Below are 22,463 nucleotides of genomic sequence, written 5' to 3' on the forward strand. Positions count from 1 at the left end.
AAATTAATGGAAACAGTTGAACAATTGTCAAAAGAATTAAAACTTTCATTCATAAAAACACACTATGAAGCAGCAATACAGGAAGCGAAACACAAAGGATTGGATTTTCAAGAATTTCTTAACGAACTGCTTTATTGCGAACGAAACAATCGTCGTGACAACGGAATAAAACAACGCATTCGTGCTGCTCGATTTCCTCAAAACAAGACATTGGAGGATTTTACGACTGTAAAATTTAATTCAGAATTAAAACGAAAGTTTAAAGAACTGGAAACATTGAACTTTATAGAAAATAAAAAAGTGCTATTTATCAGCGTTCCTAATCTAATTATAGAGTTAAAAGAAGCTATGTCAAAAAATCAAATTACGCAATACAAAAAGAAGTTTGAAAAATTTGATCTAGTAATTCTTGATGAACTCGGCTATGTGTCATTTGATAAAGAAGGAAGTGAAATTCTATTCAATCTAATTTCAAATAGAATAGCAGTAGGTTCTATGATTATTACAACAAATTTAATGTTCGATAGATGGGAAGAAATATTCAAAGATCCCATTCTAACAACTGCTCTAGTCGACCGATTAACCTATAAATCACATCTATTAAATATGAGTGGAGAGAGTTATCGTGTTGAAGAAACAATTGCTTGGCTAAAGAGCAAAGAATGACAAACGGTAGTGGACCAGTTTTCAATTGAGATTTGGACCATTATTCAGTTGACAAATACAGCAGACTTAATAAATTAAACAACACTATTTTCAACAATAATACTGCTCATCACTGGTATTATGATTGCACCCACCTTAAAAATCTATATCCAATCTCTTTCCATTTAGTTGGATTACAATTTACACAATCTCCAATTCTTCTCATTATTGATTCATTAATATAGAGTAAATGCTTTAGATTACGATAAGATGTATCAATGTCTCCAACAATAAATCGTTCCTGATGTTGATAGTGTAAATTATTCCTTAATATTTTTATTTGTTGAATGTCCTCTTCTTTTACATCAGAAATTAAACTAATGAATATTTTCTTCATTTCATTATTCTGACTCTTAGAGATAAATCCCTGGATGTTATCAATAGTTTCATCTAGATGGATAGAAATCATTTTTCGATAAAAATATACTAGATATGGCACTTCTTTGATGTATTCTCCTATATCAACTAAGTAGGTAAAGAATTCATAAATTGAAGATGTAACATCGAGTGCAATGATTAATCTATCAATTTCTCTCTCTCCCAAATCCTTGTTTGATTTTATAATATCCGAATAAGAATAAGGAATCCACTTATAGTTTGGTTTCTCAGGAGCTTTCCTTATATTGAAGATATCAGTTTTTGCAAAACAGATATTTTGAATTAATCGTAATTGTAAAGTCATAGATTTTACGAAAGTATCATTTTTAATCTCCTCGTGTACATATTCAAATTGGTTTGTACCAATCATGTATCTACACTTGTCAATTATTTCAAAGTGCAAACATATATCTATGTAAGGATTCTTTATATCTCGGGATCTACCCATTCCTGTATCAATCATTGTCAACTTTTTATTGAAGTCGCTGAATCTGAATTGATGCAAATTATTCCTTAATCTGGTAAGCATTGAAATGTATGTTGAACTTAATCCATAAAAATCTCCTTTTTTCACTATTCCAGGTTGCAAAATTAGTTTGTTAAATTCACTAAGAATTATTGAAAATAGTTCAATTATCAAATTATTCGATTTCCTAATATCATTTATATTCTTTCTACTGACATTTGTATTGAAAAAATTCAAAATTGTTATTAAACCTAAACAATCTAAGAGACATGAATAAAGAGATAAAGTATTTGAATAAATAATCTCTGGATTGGATAATAATTCTTTAAAAAATTCAAAAAATATTTCAATATTCAACTCTTCTGGCCCATCTTCCCTTATTGTATCTCCATTAAAATTGGATTTATCATAATCATCAATCATCACAATTACTTATTTTTCCTAGTATGATAATGTTGTTCATAATCTTACCCATCATCACATCCCTTTCTATTAACTTTTTTTCTGAATTAGACACGATTACAATGTGAAATGTAAATTTAGTTATCGCCTTAAGACATGACTTCTTACGAAACGCTGCAACCACATCTTTAACGTCAAATGGTAATGAGCAGGATGGATTTTTTGAATCTTTATAGCAAGCTAGGTAACTAACGTGACTGCTTTTGGAACAATCATTTCATAAACCATTCAGAAAGTTGGTAGTTCTTATGATTCTCATTGGTATTGATATCCCTTAGTGTAATCATATCGTCTCATTCATGAGTTCTTATGGCGAAGTACTTCCACACTGCACAATTCAAGAATAATCGAGAAGGATTCAACCTACTAAGTGTTATCATCAAACCCTTCAAAATCCAACACTATTTCATCGATTTTGAATCAGCTGGTCACTATGGTGACAATCTAATCCGTTACGTAGTCGGCAAAGACTATACTGTTGGTCTCATCAATCCTTTGACCACGGATGCATACCGTAAAAACGGAAATTCGAAAAACCAAGCCTGATTAAGTCAATTCCCTGACCATCTTGTTGTGAGTGATGGTTACTTCTTTCAACTCTATGTTTATCAAACATGCGGGAACTGAAATATCTGACCAGCTACTATACACGCCAGAAACACAACCAGTCTTAGCTTAAAATTATCGTTCGAGGTCATTTTGATATTGGCTAACCTGAATTCATTGACTTCTTTTCGGATGCTTCAGCAATGCTTCTAAAGAGCTTTTTTCAACAGGCTTGTACTGCTAAGGAAGTCTCTGAACTTCACCTGAAAAAGATCACGAACCTGCTTCACCAGGATTCTAGTGACCGACTTAAGAAAGAGAAAACGGAGTCTCTTATACAAACTGCTTCATCTTCAGTCGGCATCCATGAACTGTCACTAAAGTTTGAAATCAAACAATCCATTGATTAACTTGAACTTCACAAGGAACAGTTGGATGAAGTAACAAAAAGATAGAAGTCCTGAACTCTCAAACACAAACTTCTATCTTATCAATCCCAGACATTGTAACAGTAAAGTGATTAACCATTCTATCAGATATAGGGGATATCTCTCGTTTCTCCAGTGCATCAAAGTTCTTAGCTTATGTAGGGTGTGGTCCATCCATTTACCATTCTGAAACTAATCAAGCGGTCAATAGCCGCATATCCGAACTGGGAAGTCAGCATCTTCACTATGCGTTGTATAATGCAGTTTTTATTGTAAGCCAGTTTGAATCTGCCTTTAATCCATATTATAAACGAAGTGAGAACATAGAAAGTCTCTCGCAATACTTTGGATCATGTGGCTAATAAACTTTTTAGTGTACTCTATAAATTGTCGTGAGAAAAAGTCATGTTTGATGCTTCAATAATCGGACAAAGTTGATTTAGCATTGTACTCTCAATTTGATAAAAATCTGAAAACATAAGTATCAACTACCATACACTAATTGAAATTTAACAATTGTTTTTCCATCTAAGGGTAATTCAACAAAGACGCTTTAAGTTCTTGTTTGTCGCATTGGTCAAAGAGTTAATTGCATCATTTTTTTCGGAACTTTGTTTTCCAACTAACTCCCAAATTAATGTCTTCATAATCATAACTATTATCATGATTAATAAAAGCTAGTAATACTTCAAATTGAATTTCATCAATTAAAGTGATTCCAATAACATGTCCATCTGCTTTTGTATGAGATATGCTATATGTTTTCTGTAAAACTGTTTTACCCCTTATAGTAATGCAGATTGTCCATTTCCTGAGTAGTTATTAAACTTAGAATAAGTCTCGTATGGAAGTAATATCAACACATCAATATCACTTTTGTGAATCTCTGTTCCCGTCCACAAAAACCAACATATAATCTGTTCATTGTGTCCGATGTAGAATTAAGATAATTCAAATTAAGCCTTTGTGCGATCAGTTTAAACTTTTTGCTGGATGGATGATACAGATTCATTATTGATCCTCAGATTTGAACAAAACATATTAAAATCATTCCTACTTCCCATTTATCCTTGCTAATACTACTTCAATAATCTCTTACAATACTAGACAGTATTTTCCTTTATTTCTTTAAGGTTTATCTAGTAAATTCTGTTGGAAAATTCCGTTTGGGATTTATTTTATTTTTGAATCCAAACAATTAGCGATTACACATTCTAACACTTTTTACTGCATTATCGATAAACTATTAGTATTCATCTAGAAAATTGATATATCCCAAGACGTAATGATTCCAAGCAACGACTGATTTTGTGATCCGGACTCTGTTACTAATAAAACCTTTAAGTTTAATATTTCTTTAAACATACGATGTATTTCGCTAAAATTTTGATGCTTGCTAACAAATCTAAAGTGGTTTCTATTTTCATCGTTATTTATCACGTCATTTATCCTTGTTTCTTGAATTGAAATGATATCTGTATCAATAGAATTAGCCAGCCAGTTACTAATTCCGTTATCAGTTAGTAAACCCACTAATTCATCATCCCGATAAATAGGAAACTGACTTATCCCTTTATCTTTAATACATCTAAGTGGTTTTGTTATCTCATCAGTAATATCAAACTTAATGATTTGTTTGCTCATAATGCTTGATGCTGTCACATCAACCGGTATCATATGTAATGTATTTTCTAATATTTCAATTGCTTCTTTACTTACTTCAAAATATTGACTAGACGTTCCATGTGATAAAGCATTTCTGATCTCCCTTAATTTATTTAAAGTTACAGTATTTCTCTTTATAAATAAATCGTTACTTTCATTGATTTTTTCCTTCAGACTTTTATCATGGTTATACGATAAAGAATTAATATAATCTTCAAGAATTTTAAATCCTATAATAAATTGATCATTCCTATTAGTATTGTTCTGCATAATAAACTCTCCTATTCGCGACAACTTCAATTATTCAATACTTAACAAATTCATTAACTTGTTTAGCTCTTCTTTTGCTTCGTCAGTGGTTCCTTCCAATTCTTGTAGTATACTAAATAGATTCATTGATGACTCTTGAACCTTTTTTCTTGCTTGAACTAACTCTTGAGCAACTTGCGACAACGGGATTACTTCTTCTTCTTCAAATGTATCGACATATCGTGGAATATTTAAATTATAATCATTGCTTTGAATTTCTTCCAACGTAGCAACGTGAGCGTACTTGTCAATGTCCACTCTATTACTATAGGCTTGGACTATTTTATTAATGTTGGCTAATGATAATTTGTTTTGATTCTTACCTTTTTCAAACTCATTTGATGCATCGATGAACATAACATCAGTGGTTTTCCGTGCCCCTCTTCCTTTAAACACTAATACACATGTAGGAATACTAGTTCCATAGAACAGGTTCGCTGGTAAACCAATAACAGCATCCAGAAGATTATTGCTGATAATATTTTGTCGTATTCTTCCTTCAGAAGCTCCTCTGAATAATACACCATGAGGCAAGACAATTGCCATCGTTCCTTTACTACTTAAGTGATAGAGTCCATGTAGTACAAAAGCATAATCCGCCTTTGAACCTGGTGCAACTCCAAACTCTTTAAATCGAGCATCTTTTTCTCTATCTGTACCTTTTATATCCCACTGCTGAGAATAAGGTGGATTTGCGACAACTGCATCAAATGTAAGCGGAAGCTGAATCCCATTATTTTTATCAAATGGCCAATCTTCTGAAAGGGTGTCAGCCCTTCTGAGTTTCATATTCATATATTGAACACCATGCATCATTAAGTTCATCCGTGCTAAGTTATAAGTTGTGGTGTTGATTTCTTGCCCGTAAAACTCCACGCTTCCAACTCGTTCACCATAAGGAAGTTCTTTTTGAACTGTTAGCAGTAATGAGCCAGAACCCATAGTAGGGTCATAAACGCGAAATTGTCCGTGATCCTCTGTAGCATTCAAGGTAACTAGTTTTGCTAAAACTTGACTTACTTCATGAGGTGTATAAAACTCCCCACCTTTTTTCCCTGCATTAGCAGCGAATTGTCCAATTAAGTATTCGTAAACATCACCTAGAATGTCTTTGCCTGAACTATCCTTAAAATTAAACTCATTAATCATAAGAACGATATCATTTAATGCCTTTGCTCGCTCATTCGTGCTAGTCCCAAGACGAGAATCGCCCAGATTCACATCAGAAAAAACATTAGCAAAATCAATTTCAGCAATTTCATTTCGCTTTGCATTCTTACTGAATGATTCAAACATATCTTGGAAATCACTTGCTTTGATTTTGTGGTTATCAATTCTAGACACAATTTGCTCCCAAATGTATTGAGGTTCAATGACATATCCGATTCCTTTACTAACCTCTACAAGATAATCCTCTAATTCTTCAACATCTGTTACACTATAATAATCTTCAAGAGCATTCTGTTTCAGATAATTATCCTGATTTTCAGACAAGTATCGATAAAACATAAAAGGCAAGATATAATTCTTATATTCACTTGCATCCATGGTACCTCTTAGTTTATTTGCCATAGACCATAATTTAGCTGTTACCGAAGTAGTATTATTACTCATTTTCAATTTTCTCCTTTATATTTATACAAACATTAATTTAAGTAATGTTTTTTTCACTATTTGAAGTTGTTCTAACTCACGCTGATGAAGGGTGATAAGGTCATCGAGTTGTTTGAAAAAGCTTCCGATTTGTTGTTGCTCGGCAAAACTAGTAGTAGAGATATTAAACACTTCAACATCTTTTTTAGAAACTGATGGGATGTTTGCTGATTGTTGGTAATCTGTGAACAAGTGCTGTTTATGTTTAGTAAATTGATATAGGTAATCTAAATCAATCTCACATTTCTTCATAATTTCAACAGAATAACAACTATTTCCAGCCCAATATCTTTTTCTAACAAGATTTACATAACCTGCGTTAGCTCCACGAGCGCTAATGACTATTTTATCTGATTCATTGTTGTAATCTTCGTAGAATCCAGTGTATGATATACCACCGTTATATACCGGATATGGACTATCTGGGTTTTGCTTACTCTTAATCACAAACTCACCAATTGATACTTCAGCCAAATCACTTAGCTTACACTGTTCCCAATCATCAGTAAATCCATCAAATCGAACTTCAGGTTGCTTCATTCCTTCTTTTGGGAACATTTTCGAAAGCATAGTTTTCTTAAAATTAGAAACTGCTGATAACTCACGCTGATGAAGGGTGATGAGGTAATCGAGAGAGTGAAAGAATTTTCCGATTTGGGTTTGTTCTATTATGCCAGGATACATTAACTGAATTTCCTTTAAATCTGAGTTGTGCAAATGTACAACTGATTTCCCTTGTGCGCGCCTCATCATTTCTTTTTTTTGACTACCATTAGAAATACTTAATGCTAAGAAAATAGGATTTAATATTGAATTTGGTCTAATTACATTTAGATCACCACCTAAAGTAATCCCCTTCTTTAGTACGTATGAAGCTCTTGCTATATCTTCCGCTGACTCTCCTGAAGCTGGAACAATTACCTCGTTTCCTAAACTTAATGTTGAGTTATTATTATCTGCAATGAAAGTATCTACTGTATCAATGACAGTTTCATACTTCGTGTACAAACGCCCATAAAGAATAATAGGAAATCCTTCATCAACTAGGTCTGCCTTTGAGTAACCATTCCCTTTAGTAAATGATGCTAATTCTTCCAACTTACCCTGTTCCCAATCATCAGTAAATCCTTTAAATCTTACTTTTGGAATTTTATTATTACTTTCAAAACTTTCCATGATATCACCATACCTTTCAAATTAAAATAATTAACCAGTTAATAAGGAATTGAAATATTTGCTCATTATTTCGATTCAATTCCAAATGCTATACAGAATATAAATATATAACTCATTGACTAGATAAACTAAGTTAATTAATCGTCTATACATTTTAATTATACCATCTACACAGTTTGATTTGAGCGTATAATTTACTTAATATACAATATGTAACATAAGTTACTCGTTCTTCTTGATTTCATCTGCCATTTCATAAAATGCTTTTCGTAGTTCAATGCGATATTTTACCCATGATAATGATGCAACGTCTGCTTCTGCAATTGATGAATAGACATCTTTTGCATCATTCATGATTGCTGTAAGTTCTCCTTGTTTATTCATATCTTCTTGCCCAAATCTGTGTTTTTTTATTAAGTTGTCAAGCTCTTTAGGTTTGACACTATTATCCAATCCCCATTGTCGGATAAAATTCGTGATTAGAAGGATATTTCCATCTCGATACATGCGATCGATTTCTTTTTCCATTTTATCTACGCTTCTGGGAGCTGGATACTTATCAAACACAAATTCTTTTGAGAATATCTTTGATACGAATTGCTTGAACTTTGATTTGACACTGTCATTATCTGATTTAGCAATTTCGATAAGTATTTCTTTTTGTGTTTCTGCTGCTTGTGACATATCGTTTGCATTTACTTCATCTGCCATCTTAGCGATTAGCTCTATTAAATAATCATAATTGATTGTGACGTCATGAATATGTACCATTGATAGATTTATTTGTGAAATATCAATATCCTCACGTTTTGACCTTCTTTCGACAAGCTCATTAGCCAATACTGTTGTGAGTATAACTTCTTGATCCTCTGTAATTCCGATTCTATTGTAGAATTCTTCAGGATTGTCGTATGCAGATACTGGTACTTTATTGTCATCTTCGGAGTACTGCTTAAGTTGACTTAATAAGCGATTATAATCATTGAGTGCGTCAAATACTTCATCTTGTGCTCTTTCACTTGGAGGAAGCTTATTAAAATCATTCGTAAGTTCAGCAAGTTTATTCACCACTGCCTTAAGTTCAGACTGTACTTCACTAAAAGGCCTAGAAATAATATTGTCTTCTGTATTCTTTGATTTTAGTTCACTCAGTGATTGTTGTTCGTCAGCTGAGGCTCTATTTGAATATACTGCAAATGCTTTATTCATTTCGTATTCGTTTTGTACTGGCCATCGATAATTCACAACATTACCCCATGGTTTGTCAATTGAATTATGAACTCGATTTGTTCGTGAGTATGCCTGTATCAAATTTCTCCCTTTAAGAGTTCGGTCAATGTATAGTGTATTGAGTTCAGGAGCGTCAAAGCCTGTCAACAATTGATCAATTACAATTGCGAGGTCTAGATACTTACCGTCATCAGATGTCTTATTGAGACGTCTGGATAAGTCCTCTGTGTAGGCTTTGACACTTGTCATATCAAATACGGTTCCAAAAGTATTATTATAATAGTTTATTGCTCGATGTAAGTTAGTGTTTGTCTTGAGTTGATGAACACTGTTTGATGTATCCACTGAGAAACTTATACCTATCTTCAATCGTTCGCTCTCAGGACGTATTTTGTTCTCTTCCACGATTCGATCAAAATATTCCATTGCACGGGGAGTACTTGGACGATTACCACCCACGTGAACCGTTAATAATGCATTGTACTTCCGATCATTAGAGCGCTTTCTCCAATTGTCAAAGATATCTTTGACCACCAAGTCTACATGGTCAGGACTAATATCATAAACGCTTCCTTTTATCGTGTCATCAATGTCATCAGCAGATGGATTGAGCGGGGCTTCAATTGTTTCTTTGAATTCAACATTGAAACCAAGAACGTTTCGATCTGCAATGGCTTCTTTAATTGTATATGCGTGAAGAAGATCACCAAATATTTCTCTTGTTTCCGGGAAACGTGGCGTCCCTGTATATCCTACCCATGCAGCATTAGGTATTTTACTTCGAATATTCTTTAGCATTCCTTCATTATCTGATCCATCACCTGTTGATCGATGTGCCTCATCAACAATAAACAGAATGCGTTTGTTTAGTGGCTTAAAGTGTTCCCGCATGACGTAGCGTGACATTTTTTGAATACTTGTTACAATGATGTTCTTGTCGCTCTTTTTTGTGAGTTTATTGTGGAGGTCTGATACATTGGCTGTATCCGCTACCACACCACTTTTACCTTCAAATCCTGCGATTGGATCATATGCTTGATATGCGTCTACTGTTTGGTTTGTAAGTGCAATCCGGTCAACAAGGAATACAACCTTATCAACATTTGGCATTTTGCTTGCAAGCCATGCAGTTTTAAAACTTGTTATAGTTTTACCGCTTCCTGTCGTATGCCATATATACCCCAATTGTCCTTCATCGTAGCTAAAGTTAAATCCTTTCACTTTCTCAATAACTTGTCTCGTTGCATAAACTTGATAGGGGCGCATCACTTTAATCCCCTCTTTATTTTTGGTTCCGTCTAGCACCATATAGCGTGTAGCAAGATCATGTGCCATCGGAATGGACAATACGTTATCTGAGAATTCCCTCCATGAACGGACTGGCTTAGCGTCTTCTTCTGTTTGCCAATTAAACGCAAACGCACGATTAAATCCATCAAGTGTTGTATTTGCCATGTATCTGATATCGTGTGGAGTCATCGCAACCAAAATCTGGACCGTCGAGAAGATATCACTAAATTGTCTTTCAGCAATATATTGTTTCATTTGATTTAGGGATTCTGTAGCCGAATGAAGCGCTTTCTTGAGTTCAATTTGAATTATTGGCAAACCATTTATCAGCATAGTAACATCAAAACGTCGATTCATTTTTCCATCCACAATTCGTTTTCTTTCGATTTGGTTTACTACCTGATATACTGTTGAGCCTCCGCCCACTTGAGCTTGATCAAAAACAGTTAAAAATACATGTCTTCCATCGTCTAGATCAACTTCTATTTCTGAAACACCGTTCACTCCATATAAGAATTGTCCCGCTTTATACGGAGTATCAATAGCGTTAATTATTTTTTTGACTTGATTGAATTCTGATTCAGATAAGGAACCATTGATTCGACCTTGATTGTTTTGTTCGAGAATGTGTTTAAAGTTAAGCCATAGATGCTCAGTTGATTTGATAGAAGGCATATATTCCCATTGCTTTACACCGCCAATTTGAGTTAAATACTCAATGACTTCATTTTCAAATTGAACCTCTGATTGATTCTTAATCCCTTTGTTAATCATTTAGATTGTCCTCCATTATTGTTAACGTTAATTGTTCAATTAGCGTTGTATACTTTCTTAAATGTTTTTGAATATTAAGCATTTCCAAGTAGCTTTCACCAATTCGCCTTTGCTTATCAAAAGGTGGGTAAGGAATAATCATCCTGCTAATTGAGGTAAGGGTTAGCCTTAATACTGAACCACTACCCTGTGATTCCCGCTCTTTTTGTCGTTGGAACCCTTTGAAAGCATTAAATATATATATAAAATATCCTTTATCAAGCAAAGTATCGTCGAATTCCACTTTTATAAAGTTGAGTGATAATACCTTTCCAGCATTGTTTGATGAGACGACTGTGGCAAGTTGCATAGAGTTGCTAATTAATATATCACCTTCATTAACAAATATTGCGGGGTCATAGATCTGTTCATTATTATTAAATAATGACTTGGTCATATTTTCAAAGTCTGATTCAAAAGAGCTTTGATCGTAAAACTCATCGCATTCATTCAAACCATATTTTTCACGCCTTGACTGATTGATTCCTGGTGTTAATTTAACATATTCATCCACCCTTCTATTTTCTATCATCTTCGTCCTCCTTCTATGCGAAACGATTATTTGTTATACTTCGATATTACAATAATATCGTCCCGAAGTTATTTTGTCAACACTTTTTGTAATAATCGCATATTTAATAATATCGTTATTTGCCGTCATTAATCCTATAAGATCTTGTTCTCAGAAAACGCAAGTACTAAAATTAAGTATTTAGCCATATATGACGCATTTTTGTTTCGATTTTAATACAATTTAGTTGGCCTCTAAATGTGAATAGGTACATCTATTTCTCCATAAGGCGCTCTTTTCTGTAGAAGTATGCATGAGTTCTCATATACCATTAAGAATGCACAATATCCCTGTAGATATGTAATTGAAATTTGGATGATCTACACTTTAGTAGAAAGTAAATAAAAGTGATATCTTAAAAAATGAACTAGAAACTGAACCAAGGAGTGCTTATTGAAAAAGAATTGTTGGATTAAACATATCTAGCCAAACATCACAAAAGATTGCACAAACTCTATCTATAAAATCAAACAGAAAAAGATATATAGAAGAATTGCAAGATTAAAGAAGAATGTTTCAATCTAAGTGTAGATATTGAAATTTTCACGGCGGTAAATATTGAACTTTAGATTTTGACTATCGTTATAAGTTAAACTAACATCAACTAGATATTGAGAATGTTGCAAAATACTCTCTACCATCTTTCGGATACAATTTAAAAAATTCAATCCATAGATTATCAATTAAAACAGTGATATTTAACGAATTTTCATGATTCTTGTCATTAAATATTTCACAATTTAATTATTTTCTTGTCCTTATTTTCTTAAATAACTTAAGTTATACTAAACATATAAGGGGGAATTCATATGGCTTTAAACGACATATTCTCAATGCAACCCTATCTTGTGACATCGATGCATTACTTTTACCTATCTAAGTCTTGTTGGAACCATAATCAAGAGAATATGAAGGTATATTATGAAGAGTTTTCAAACCATGAACAGGATGTGATTATTGATATCCTTCCGGATGGTTTCTCTACGATTTGCTTTGAGATTGGACCACATAGATGTACCGCTATATATTTTGGAAAAACACCCAAACAAAAAACAGTGTATTACCAGAAAGGTTACACATACTTCACGGTTAAAATACCGCCAAATTATATATTACCCGATACAATAGATCCTATTAAAACATATCAAAATAAAGTGACCCGACTCACCAAATTCACGCATGCATTTGATGAATTTAACTATGATAATCTGTACGCATTAAGTTTCCAAGATAAAATTACGTATTTTCAAACATATACGGCCTCACATCTGGATTTGATGGTGGATCCTCTTATTGATTATGTTGTGACACGATCCATTGAAAATCAAGAAACTGTATTTATCGATACCATCGCTCAAGAACTTGAAATAAGTAGCCGATATATTCGAAAAGTATTTAGTGAGAAGGTTGGTATCAGTCCAAAACGAACCATTCAATCCATTCGCTTTCAAAATGTCTTATCAGGACTTATCGACGATAAAAAAGGGATCACCGAGACATCACTTGATGCTGCATTCTTCGATCATCCCCATTTAAATAAATTCTTTAAGGAACATGCAAACCGTTCCCCTTCAGATGTTCAGTTGTTTCTATCCCAAAAGCGCACACAACGGCATAACAAGAACGAGTCCAGGTAACATATTTGATACTGAAAACGATCGAATCTGTAACAAGTTAAACCCTGTTGCGATTAAAATTATGCCTCCCAATGCCTCAAAATCTTGAATGAGTAAGGGCGTGGTTAGTGGCAAGATAAAGCGTCCAATTGTAAACATCAATAACAAGACAATCAGTTGTGGTATCGCAATAAATGCGACCATGATTCCCAAACTTGCGCCAAAGATTGCGGCCGTGACTCCGTCTAATATTGACTTTAGAACCAACATTGAAGGATCACCACTCATACTCTCACTCATCGCGCCAATAATGCCAAAGGCACTTGCGCAAAATAAGACAATTACGGTGATTAATTCATTCATCGTATCATCTGTGTCACTTGAGTTTGCTTTTGATATGCGTGCAAGTGGTTTTTTTGCTTTTGTAGCGATGTTTTTAATGATTCGCTCGATTTGAAGCATTTCACCGATAATAACACCGATGAGTAACGCTAAAACGACACCGGTCTTATTATGCATGCCAATAACCATCTTAATTCCTAAACTAAATGCCACAAGTCCAAAGGTTAACGGGAGTTTTCGTTTTAAGATATCAGGAATGAATCTTCCTAAACTTGCACCAACCAATCCACCAATAAAGGTTGCGGTTGCGTTAATAAGTGGTCCTACTGGCATCTTTATCCCCTTTCATATTATATATATTCATGTGCTTTTTCGCCTTTTAATATACGATTAACCCCTTGGTATAATGCTTCCATTTCCATTTCTCCAGGGTAAACTGTAACCTCTGCAAGAAATTCAACGCGTTTTGTGATAAGTGATACCATTTGTTTTGAATAAGCAACACCGCCAGTCAAAACAATTCTGTCCACTTGTCCATAATTCACAACAGCAAGTTGTCCAATTCCTTTCGCTATTTGATAAGCCATGGCTTCAAAAATCAGACGAGCTTCTTTGTCTTGTTCATCAATACGACGTTGAACTTCACGCAGGTCATTCGTCTTCAAATATGAATACAGTCCACCCTGTTGGCGATAAAGACGCATCATCGTTTCATACGAATGATTTTGACACCATTGAATCACTTTCTTTACAGGAAGTGCTCCGGTTCGCTCTGTTGAGAATGGTCCCTCATCATCTGATAGCAAATCAACTAAGCGTCCATTTACAAAGATAGCGGTAGTGTTACCACCCCCAAGATGTGCCACAATATAGGTAGAATTGTTGAAGTCTTGGTTTAAATCCTGTGCGACACGTTTCGCTATCGCTCGGGTATTAAGCATGTGTCCTAAACTTTCACGTTCAATACCACAAAGTCCTGATATACGGCTGATGGGTTCTAATTCATCAACTGTTACTGGATCATAGATATAGGCCTTTGCATGGTGTGTTTCTTTTTGAAGAAGCCACGCCATGGGTGCACCAAGGTTTGCAGCGTGATGATTGCGAGGACGATTTTTTAAATCGTCCAACATCGTTTCATTGATTTCATATCCTCCTGATTTAAGAGGTTTTAATAGCCCACCCCGTGCTGCAATTCCATCCACACCCTTAAGGTCAATCGCCCACGATTCAAGGGTGTGTTTTATGTCTTGAAATCGCATATCCAATTGTTGCGCGATTGTTTCAAATTGACATACTTCATCATTAGTATATTGAATGGTCGTTGTGTGAAGCGGTTTATCGTTTTGCCAATACGCTAATTTTGTCGAGGTTGCCCCTGGATTAATGACGATTATGTTCATAGCACATCCTCACAAATTGCAAGTGCAAGCATTAAGGAATACAGTTTTTCTTGGGATGATGATCCACGTGATGTCATGACAATCGGAACATTTGCACCCCATACAATTCCTGCCATGGATCCTTGTGCAAGTGTAGTGATACTTTTCCCTAAGACATTCATCATATCGATGTCTGAGCCAATGAGAATATCGGCATTACCCGCAACTGGATGCTCATAATGTTTTTTCTTTGCACTGTCTAAACTCAGCGCAATATCTAGGGAAATTGGTCCAGCTGCATTACAGGCAAAGGTATAGTCTGTCATCAGGAATTCTTGAAGTTGACGTGCTTCAATTGAGTCCTTATGCTTTTGATTAACATGCTCTGCGGCACTTAATATCGCGATGTTTGGTTTTTCAATTCCAAGACGATGGGCGACTTCAAGTACATTCAGGGCAATTTCTTGTTTCATTTTAAAATCAGGGTGTACGACCATCCCCCCATCAGTTGTCAGTAATACCTTATGATAGGTGGGGATTTCATTGAGGGCAATATGGGTCAATAATCGATCCCCGACAATGCCCTGTTCTTTATCGATGATTGCTTTAAGGAAATCACGGGTTTGAAGATAGCCTTTCATCAACACATCACATTGTCCATTTTTTATGGATGCAACTGCTTTTTGTGCACTATCACAATCATCACTTGAAGGCACGATGTCATAGGCTTCTTGTATATCATATTGCTTTGTGAGAATATCTTTAATCTGTGCTTCATTGCCAAAGAATACTGGATGTATGTATGGCTTAAGTGCTGGATTTAAGACTGCGCTGATGCTTTGTTCATCCGCGCACACAACTGCAACATTGCGCTTCTTGGCATTTTCCAACCGTGTTTCCAACTGTTTTAATGTTGTAAGCATGATTTTTATATGCTTCCTTTCTAAATTACTCAATCGGCGTTGAAACGCGTGTTATATTGAGTAAGTGTTTATATGTTAAGTTCTCAGAAATAATGTTATTGCCCCATGTCCCACATCCCAACGATACAGTTGGGTTCAGACCATTTGCAGGACTTCCACCTGCATCAATGGTTGGTTGATTAACCACCACACGACATACAGGAAGTTTTAATCCCACTTCAACTGCGTGATCAGGGTTGTGTGTGAGAATCCCTACTGAGTGTCCTTTTCCTTCAACACATAGATTTGCTTTAGCGATTTCAATCGCTTCATCAAAGGTTTCATAAGGCACTGCAAGTAATACCGGGAACATCTTTTCTTTCGCAAGTAATTCATTGGCACCATAGGCATTGGATTTCAAAACAATAATTTCTGTTTGATTCGAAATAGGTTCACCTGCTTGATTGGAAATAATATCTGAATTCACGCCAATCAGGGATGGATTTGTTTTTCCTTGTGGGAAAAGCAGTTGACGATAGGTTTCAACGGTCTTGTCATCTTCAACCACATGTGCATGATGTTTTGTAAAGGCTTCAAACAAAGCTGTTTCTTTAGCCTTGGGGTAAATGATTGCCTGTGTACATGCACACACAATACCATTATCAAAGCCACGCCCAATCACTGCCAGATTCGCAGCGTCATCACAGTCAAAGTCATCATCCATTATAAGTTGTACATTACCCGGTCCAACACCATAAGCCGGTGTGCTGCTGGAATATGCTGCAAGAACCATGCCAGGTCCACCGGTTGCGATGACTAAGTCGACCGTTTTCATGAGCTTTTGTGAGTTTTCAACAGATGGTGTGTCAATGATTTGAACCAAGTCTTGGGGTGCATTAACCCCTTTTAATGCTTGTCTTAATAAATTAATCGTCTTGGTACTTGTTTTTAAAGAGCGCGGATGTGGTGAAACAATGATTGCATTACGACCCTTCAGTGCCATCAGACTGTTTCCCATTGGGGTGATTACTGGATTGGTGGTTGGTGTTACCGATCCAATGACTCCGACGGGTTGTGCAATCTCAACTAATCCTTGTTCTTTTAGTTCTCGAATAACACCCACTGATTTTTTGCCTTTAAGGTGAGCATAAATGTTTGTAGCCATGTTGAAATTCTTTCCAATTTTATGATCAACACGTCCCAGCCCTGTTTCTTCTACTGCCATAATTGCTAACGATTCTTTATGTTCAATAATAATATCAGACATTGCTTTTAACATTTCATCAACTTGTTCTTGTGTGTAATTTTCAATTTTTTGCATCGCGCGACGTGCTTTCATAACGAGGTCATCAATAAACATATTGTGTGTTCTCCTTTCACTTATGGTTTATTATGGTTGATACGTTTTATCCATTACCACTACAGATTTCACAACACGACCCTCAACAGAGTCTTTTTCTGCTTGTGATATGTCTTCAAAGTCATAAAACTTTATGAATTGATCAAATGGGAATTTCCCTTGTTTGTAGAAATCAATTAAGTTATTGAGGTGGAACTTTGGAATAGTATCGCCAATTAGGCATCCCACAAGTTTCTTATTGCCAAATACAAGATCAAAGAATGTATTCATTTCAAAGGTGTTTTTTGTAACTGCAAGGGGTGCAAAGGTTCCACTTGCTTTCAGTACATTAACCGCTACTTTCATGATTGGAAGATACCCTGTTGTATCAACGGTATAGTTCACACCACTTCCATTTGTGTGTTCACGAATTAAGCCTTCGACATCCACATTTGGATCTTTACTGTTTATCGTGCAGGTTGCACCTAATTCTTTCGCTTTGAGTAGACGTTCATCGTTTATGTCCACAGCAATAATCTTTGAACACCCTGCAATCTTTGCGGCCATAAGTGACGCAAATCCTACTGCTCCAGTTCCAAAGACGGCAATTGACTCGCCTGCTTTCGGTTTTAACACACTTAACACAGCACCACTTCCAGTACCCAACCCACAACCAAGGGGTCCCAATAGCCGAAGGTCAATATCTTTATCGACTTTCACAATGTTTGATTCATCGACTAAACTATAGGTTGCGAAAGATGATTGATTGAAGAAATTATTGATGGGTTTATCATCTTGTGTAGTAAGAACATACTCTTGTCGTCCATTGGTTCCTGAGTTATTTATCCCCATCCAGTGATCACATGAGGATGGATGTCCTGTACTACATCCTTCACACTTTTCACAATAACCATAGGATAAGATAACATGATCTCCAGGTTTGACACTTTTAACAGAAGGCCCAACACGTTCAACAATTCCTGATCCTTCGTGCCCTAAAACATTTGGAAAACTGATTGAGTTCCCATTGCGCTCACCATAATCAGATCGACAAATTCCTGCTGCTACAACCTTAACAAGAACATCACTTTCTTTAGGTTCTTGAAGGTTCACATCCATAATCGTATAGTCCATTCCCTTTTCTAAAACAACGGCTGCTTTTATTTTCATCTTGAGCATCCTCCTTTACTTTAAGTATATCGGCAAGCCCCTTTAGCGTGATAGTAAAAAACGGAACTCAAATTAGCTCTAGTAATAATGTTTAGTGCATTTAAACCACAAAAAAAGAGACAAAATGGATGTCATAGCCCATCACAAATTGAATCTTTGTATATTTCAAATGCTCGAAAATCATGTATATTTCTTCTTGATTTGTCACCTAGACATAAAAAAACACTCACGCTTTTATACTTGCATTCGTGTTTAGTTTCAGTCATGTGTGATGACTAACCGCGTTTAACTCAAGGCTTCCTACTATTCAATGGATATTAAGATACCTTGATCAAGTCCTTTGTTCATGAAGGTATCAACTAAATAGTTTAATGGTGTCGTAGTGCCCAATAAACTTCAGGCTTAACATGTGATTACATGACTTATTAAACAATGTATGCGCACATGTTTTTTGAATATAAAGGGTTTGATATTGACCCTTGTTTCATCAGAAATTGATAACGATTATAAATGCTAATTTCAGTTTATTTTATCATCCTTGGGGTTGATCCAGGACATATATGAATAAAAAATGCCCTAAAACATGATCCATGAGTGACCACACCCTACTTCCATATTCAAAGACTCTTCTCAATCTAACAATGCACTGATATAAAATCAACATATAATATATGTTTGTTATTGGAATTAAGTTCCTTTGATTTTAGGATAATCATAAAAAAGTCTTAAGACACTTCATTTCTCTTTACCTGTTTTTCACATAACGCTTCCGATCCTTCATAATCCATCATTCCTCACTCCTTATTAGGTGTTTCAAAGACTTGTTAAACACATCATTTTGATCGTTAATACTAGAACCATTATCGTATATTTTTATTCACGTCCTCATTAATTTATAACACACAAGAAAACGACAGTGTGATATGAAAATCAAACTGTCGTATTGAAATTATTTAGGTTGTTATATTATACCTTACGCACGGGTCTTATATACTTCCAAAACCGTAAACAATCGTGGTAGAAATAGAAAATTCGATTGGGTGAGGTATCAAGGCAGTACCCTGTAGCTGAATAATCAAATGTTTTCATGGCTTCTTCGATTAATTGTTCTACGCTACTGTTTTCTGTTTCAAAATCAAAGGGTCCATGTTCGAATACGATATATTCTGCTTCTGGTACAACAACCATGTGCATCTGTGGTGGAATTTCACCATCATAATCAATTGGTAAGCGCACTCCATAACATTCTGAAAGTGGAATACCCCAACTACAAATTCTTCCAGTGGGTTCATTGATATAAGCCATGATTTGTCCACTACCGCTATTCATTTCACTTCCACCATTATCATCCAATTTCCCCTTAATACTATCCAGAATTCCGCAAATCGTTTCGCAATCCTGACCGGGAATAAGACTCTGTTTTTGCCAAAAGTCCCAATAGCCTCTGCTTTCGTAATTCTTAATATGCAAAAACTTATGTGCTGGAATCCTAACAAAATAAGTTTTTATATCCTCAACTGATCCTAACATACCAGTTCCTCCTGCTTCTAAAAGATAACAGTCAAAGGGTCTTATGATTGATTGAAGGTGCACGGGTGTTGGGTTTTGTCGATATTCACGGGGAGACATTCCATATGTTTCCTTGAATGCACGCGTAAACGCTTCATGTGAAGAAAATCCGTGATTCAACCCAATTTCTAAAAAACTGCTTTGTGTATCGCGCACTTGCTTCAGTGCAAAAGCAAGCCTTCTATATCGTAGATAATCTCTGAACTGCATCCCAGAGATTTCTTTAAACTTTCTTGAAATATAGAATTCTGAATATGATAACTTTTGTGCAAGATGTTCTAGAGTAAGTGCTTCATCATTTTGATGCTTGATGCAACGGTCAATTTCATCAACGATTACTTGAATATTCTTGTGCCACTCATACATCACATCCACCTCTTTTCTACTGTTATAGAACCATTATAAAAGAACACATGTTAAGGCGCTTGATTTCACTTGTTATTATACTCTCTATATTTTTGATTTAAGTCTTGATTAACAAATTCGTCCTTATATGAAACATTTTACTACTTATCTGATAGATTTAAACTTCATTTGCTATCTTGAAATAAATGCAACTTATTTCTTCAATCATGTTAATTTATTGATAAGTTTAGCACTCAATGATTTCTTTCACAATCGTTTGGATACTCTTATTGCTGGTGTCAATTTTGATTGTATTTAGGTTTTGATACATTGGAAGTCTTTCAATACTTCTTTGAACAACCGATTCGTTACGAATGCCAGCTTGAATATCTTGTGCAAGTCTATTTCTTAATTCACTTTCGTTGACTACAAGCGATATGCATTTAGTAGTGTACGCTTGAAGATCAAGTCTTTCAATCACAGAATCAATAATCGTCTGTTCATGCATCACCCAACCGAAAACAACATTGTCATATGCAGAGCATCTCATAAAATTATTCAGCAAGTAACAAATGTTGTCGATTACCATTGCTTTTGTTTCTTCAGTGATCAAAAAAGGATTCGCATCCCAGCACCAATCACCATCTAAAAAAACAGATTGAGGTAATGTATTTTTTAGTTGTTGACAAATGGTTGTTTTTCCCACCCCCATTGTGCCACCAATCATATAAAGTGTTTTCATCTTCATCATCTCCTTTGGTTCCAGTACTTCTGATACTAACCGTCTTCACTATCTTGTTTAACCTTGCCACGAACACACTTATCATGGTTTGAATGGGCAAACTAAACGAAATGAAGCCATATTAACCATAAAAAATCAATTCATCCCCCACTTATAGAAATCGAAGATTTCTTGTCACTTATGTTTAAGCCAATACATTGATAAGAAAGGCGCTCAAAGACAATATGCTATAGCGCTATGAAATCTCTTGCTAACTTGACATTAATCGTCAATTTTTGGTCTCACGTCTAAAACTTCTGCGCTTCTCATTTCACGTAAAATATACTTGTAAATATAACGACTCATATCATCGGTATTAAATACGCTTATCCTTTATGGACATTATTTAATGATCAAGGGTTGTTACTTTACTTTTACGCCTGTTTCCTCAACAAATTGCTTCCATTGTTTTTTTATCAGCGCTTTGTGTTGTGTGTCTGATAGATTTTCTGAGACATCATAACCCTCTTCTTCGAGATAATAGGCGAAGCAATCTGCTTCATATTCGTTTCTTCTATGCATGGCTGGAAAGTGTTTAATCAAGTAATAGTTGAAATCTAAGTCAAAGTCCATGCGGTCTTTATTTCCAACAAGGTAATCCAAAACGAATGAATACATATACTTACTGTTGCTTTTTGTCATAGTTGGTCTACTTTCCGTAGTACTATTTCTATTTGAATCTTTGAATAATTACTTTTTGTTATAAAATCATCTTAACCTATCTAGATGTAGTGACAGTATGGATACTAAAAAATGATGAATTACTTAAAATTTACACTCGTTGTAACAAAACTACCGTCTCCACATGTTTTGAGATGAATTCATAGCTGTCAAGAAATATTGGCTCAAATGCTTTTATCGAAAATTCCCTCTGTGGAAACATATCCACAGAGGGCTTTCGTATGTGAGAACATATCAGTCAAAGTATGGATTTATTACATAGCTCCTCTAATACAGTTCTTAGGAAAAATTGCTTCCCAAACACTATCTCCCATACAAACTTAATTGGTTCGCTACTTAAATATTTTTGACCTGGGATTTTAATACTTCATAACCTAATTTGTCGATAACATGTTCAATGTCTTTTATAGATACTTTTTCATCGTCAAATTCCACCCTCACCTTGCTTGAATTAAATAGTACTTTTAAACTCTCTTTACTTACCCCGTCCAAAGATTTCACACCATTCTCTATTTTTTGCATACAAGACGGACATGTTAATGTTTCTAATTGAATCGTTGCTTTTTGCATTTTCTTCTCTCCTTTAGTTTATATCGATTTTATTATACTCGATTATTATCATCATTAAATTGATTTGCATCAAC

Annotated in this window: 19 protein-coding genes; 4 read left to right on the forward strand and 15 right to left on the reverse strand. The window is 35.0% G+C overall.

All coding sequences use genetic code 11. From position 1 onward, the window contains the following. The first annotated feature begins 6 nt into the window (after positions 1-6). Positions 7-666: an ATP-binding protein gene (locus tag AOC36_RS06490; protein WP_067632617.1), complete on the forward strand. Its 660-nt coding sequence runs from the start codon at positions 7-9 to the stop codon at positions 664-666. Between the two features lie 118 nt (positions 667-784). Here AOC36_RS06490 and AOC36_RS06495 read toward each other — a convergent pair whose 3' ends face one another. After that, positions 785-1,972, reverse strand: coding sequence for a hypothetical protein (locus AOC36_RS06495; protein WP_067632619.1), 1,188 nt, complete (start codon positions 1,970-1,972; stop codon positions 785-787). Positions 1,973-2,320: 348 nt separating this feature from the next. On the opposite strand from AOC36_RS06495, the gene AOC36_RS06500 reads away from it, so the two are divergent. Both AOC36_RS06500 and AOC36_RS12665 read left to right on the forward strand, forming a co-directional pair. After that, positions 2,321-2,557 (forward strand): IS110 family transposase, encoded by a 237-nt coding sequence (locus tag AOC36_RS06500; RefSeq protein ID WP_067632622.1) that lies wholly within the window; start codon positions 2,321-2,323, stop codon positions 2,555-2,557. Between the two features lie 547 nt (positions 2,558-3,104). Further along, on the forward strand, positions 3,105-3,347 hold the full coding sequence (locus tag AOC36_RS12665) for a transposase (RefSeq protein ID WP_417935081.1): 243 nt from the start codon (positions 3,105-3,107) through the stop codon (positions 3,345-3,347). 895 nt (positions 3,348-4,242) lie between these two features. On the opposite strand, the gene AOC36_RS06510 is transcribed toward AOC36_RS12665, so the two are convergent. The 5 genes from AOC36_RS06510 to AOC36_RS06530 all read right to left on the reverse strand — a co-directional run bounded on the left by AOC36_RS06510 (position 4,243) and on the right by AOC36_RS06530 (position 11,653). Continuing rightward, on the reverse strand, positions 4,243-4,920 hold the full coding sequence (locus AOC36_RS06510) for a CBS domain-containing protein (RefSeq protein WP_067632626.1): 678 nt from the start codon (positions 4,918-4,920) through the stop codon (positions 4,243-4,245). A gap of 30 nt (positions 4,921-4,950) precedes the next feature. Next, complete coding sequence (locus AOC36_RS06515; RefSeq protein ID WP_067632629.1) at positions 4,951-6,573, reverse strand: type I restriction-modification system subunit M; 1,623 nt, start codon at positions 6,571-6,573, stop codon at positions 4,951-4,953. 21 nt (positions 6,574-6,594) lie between these two features. Then, positions 6,595-7,788 (reverse strand): restriction endonuclease subunit S, encoded by a 1,194-nt coding sequence (locus AOC36_RS11950; RefSeq protein ID WP_078055102.1) that lies wholly within the window; start codon positions 7,786-7,788, stop codon positions 6,595-6,597. Between the two features lie 222 nt (positions 7,789-8,010). Further along, complete coding sequence (locus AOC36_RS06525) at positions 8,011-11,082, reverse strand: type I restriction endonuclease subunit R (RefSeq protein ID WP_198401157.1); 3,072 nt, start codon at positions 11,080-11,082, stop codon at positions 8,011-8,013. Then, positions 11,075-11,653, reverse strand: coding sequence for a restriction endonuclease subunit S (locus tag AOC36_RS06530; protein WP_067632631.1), 579 nt, complete (start codon positions 11,651-11,653; stop codon positions 11,075-11,077). Before AOC36_RS06530 ends, AOC36_RS06525 begins: the two co-directional genes overlap by 8 nt. Before the next feature lie 848 nt (positions 11,654-12,501). Here AOC36_RS06530 and AOC36_RS06535 point away from each other — a divergent pair. Continuing rightward, on the forward strand, positions 12,502-13,329 hold the full coding sequence (locus AOC36_RS06535; RefSeq protein ID WP_067632632.1) for a helix-turn-helix domain-containing protein: 828 nt from the start codon (positions 12,502-12,504) through the stop codon (positions 13,327-13,329). On the opposite strand, the gene AOC36_RS06540 is transcribed toward AOC36_RS06535, so the two are convergent. The 9 genes from AOC36_RS06540 to AOC36_RS06580 form a co-directional block, all read right to left on the reverse strand. Beyond that, a complete protein-coding gene (locus AOC36_RS06540) occupies positions 13,282-13,983 on the reverse strand; it encodes a DUF554 domain-containing protein (RefSeq protein ID WP_067632634.1) in 702 nt (233 codons plus the stop codon). The genes AOC36_RS06535 and AOC36_RS06540 overlap by 48 nt on opposite strands. Before the next feature lie 17 nt (positions 13,984-14,000). Then, the gene (buk, locus tag AOC36_RS06545) at positions 14,001-15,053 is read right to left on the reverse strand and encodes a butyrate kinase (protein ID WP_067632636.1); all 1,053 of its coding nucleotides are present in this window, start codon (positions 15,051-15,053) and stop codon (positions 14,001-14,003) included. Next, the gene (locus tag AOC36_RS06550; RefSeq protein WP_067632638.1) at positions 15,050-15,955 is read right to left on the reverse strand and encodes a phosphate acyltransferase; all 906 of its coding nucleotides are present in this window, start codon (positions 15,953-15,955) and stop codon (positions 15,050-15,052) included. Before AOC36_RS06550 ends, buk begins: the two co-directional genes overlap by 4 nt. Before the next feature lie 25 nt (positions 15,956-15,980). Continuing rightward, a complete protein-coding gene (locus tag AOC36_RS06555) occupies positions 15,981-17,294 on the reverse strand; it encodes an aldehyde dehydrogenase family protein (RefSeq protein WP_067632640.1) in 1,314 nt (437 codons plus the stop codon). A gap of 30 nt (positions 17,295-17,324) precedes the next feature. Continuing rightward, the gene (locus AOC36_RS06560; protein ID WP_067632642.1) at positions 17,325-18,443 is read right to left on the reverse strand and encodes an NAD(P)-dependent alcohol dehydrogenase; all 1,119 of its coding nucleotides are present in this window, start codon (positions 18,441-18,443) and stop codon (positions 17,325-17,327) included. 966 nt (positions 18,444-19,409) lie between these two features. Next, positions 19,410-20,378 carry a helix-turn-helix transcriptional regulator gene (locus tag AOC36_RS06565; RefSeq protein WP_067632645.1) on the reverse strand — a complete coding sequence of 323 codons (969 nt, stop codon included), beginning with the start codon at positions 20,376-20,378 and terminating at the stop codon, positions 19,410-19,412. Between the two features lie 226 nt (positions 20,379-20,604). Beyond that, positions 20,605-21,099 carry an AAA family ATPase gene (locus tag AOC36_RS06570; protein WP_067632647.1) on the reverse strand — a complete coding sequence of 165 codons (495 nt, stop codon included), beginning with the start codon at positions 21,097-21,099 and terminating at the stop codon, positions 20,605-20,607. 402 nt (positions 21,100-21,501) lie between these two features. Beyond that, entirely contained in the window at positions 21,502-21,780 is a 279-nt protein-coding gene (locus AOC36_RS06575; protein WP_067632648.1) for a hypothetical protein, read from the reverse strand. Positions 21,781-22,155: 375 nt separating this feature from the next. Continuing rightward, positions 22,156-22,389, reverse strand: a complete 234-nt coding sequence (locus tag AOC36_RS06580; RefSeq protein ID WP_012658662.1) for a heavy-metal-associated domain-containing protein — start codon at positions 22,387-22,389, stop codon at positions 22,156-22,158. Positions 22,390-22,463 lie beyond the last annotated feature (74 nt).

It is taken from the genome of Erysipelothrix larvae (assembly GCF_001545095.1).
Lineage (GTDB): Bacteria > Bacillota_I > Bacilli_A > Erysipelotrichales > Erysipelotrichaceae > Erysipelothrix > Erysipelothrix larvae.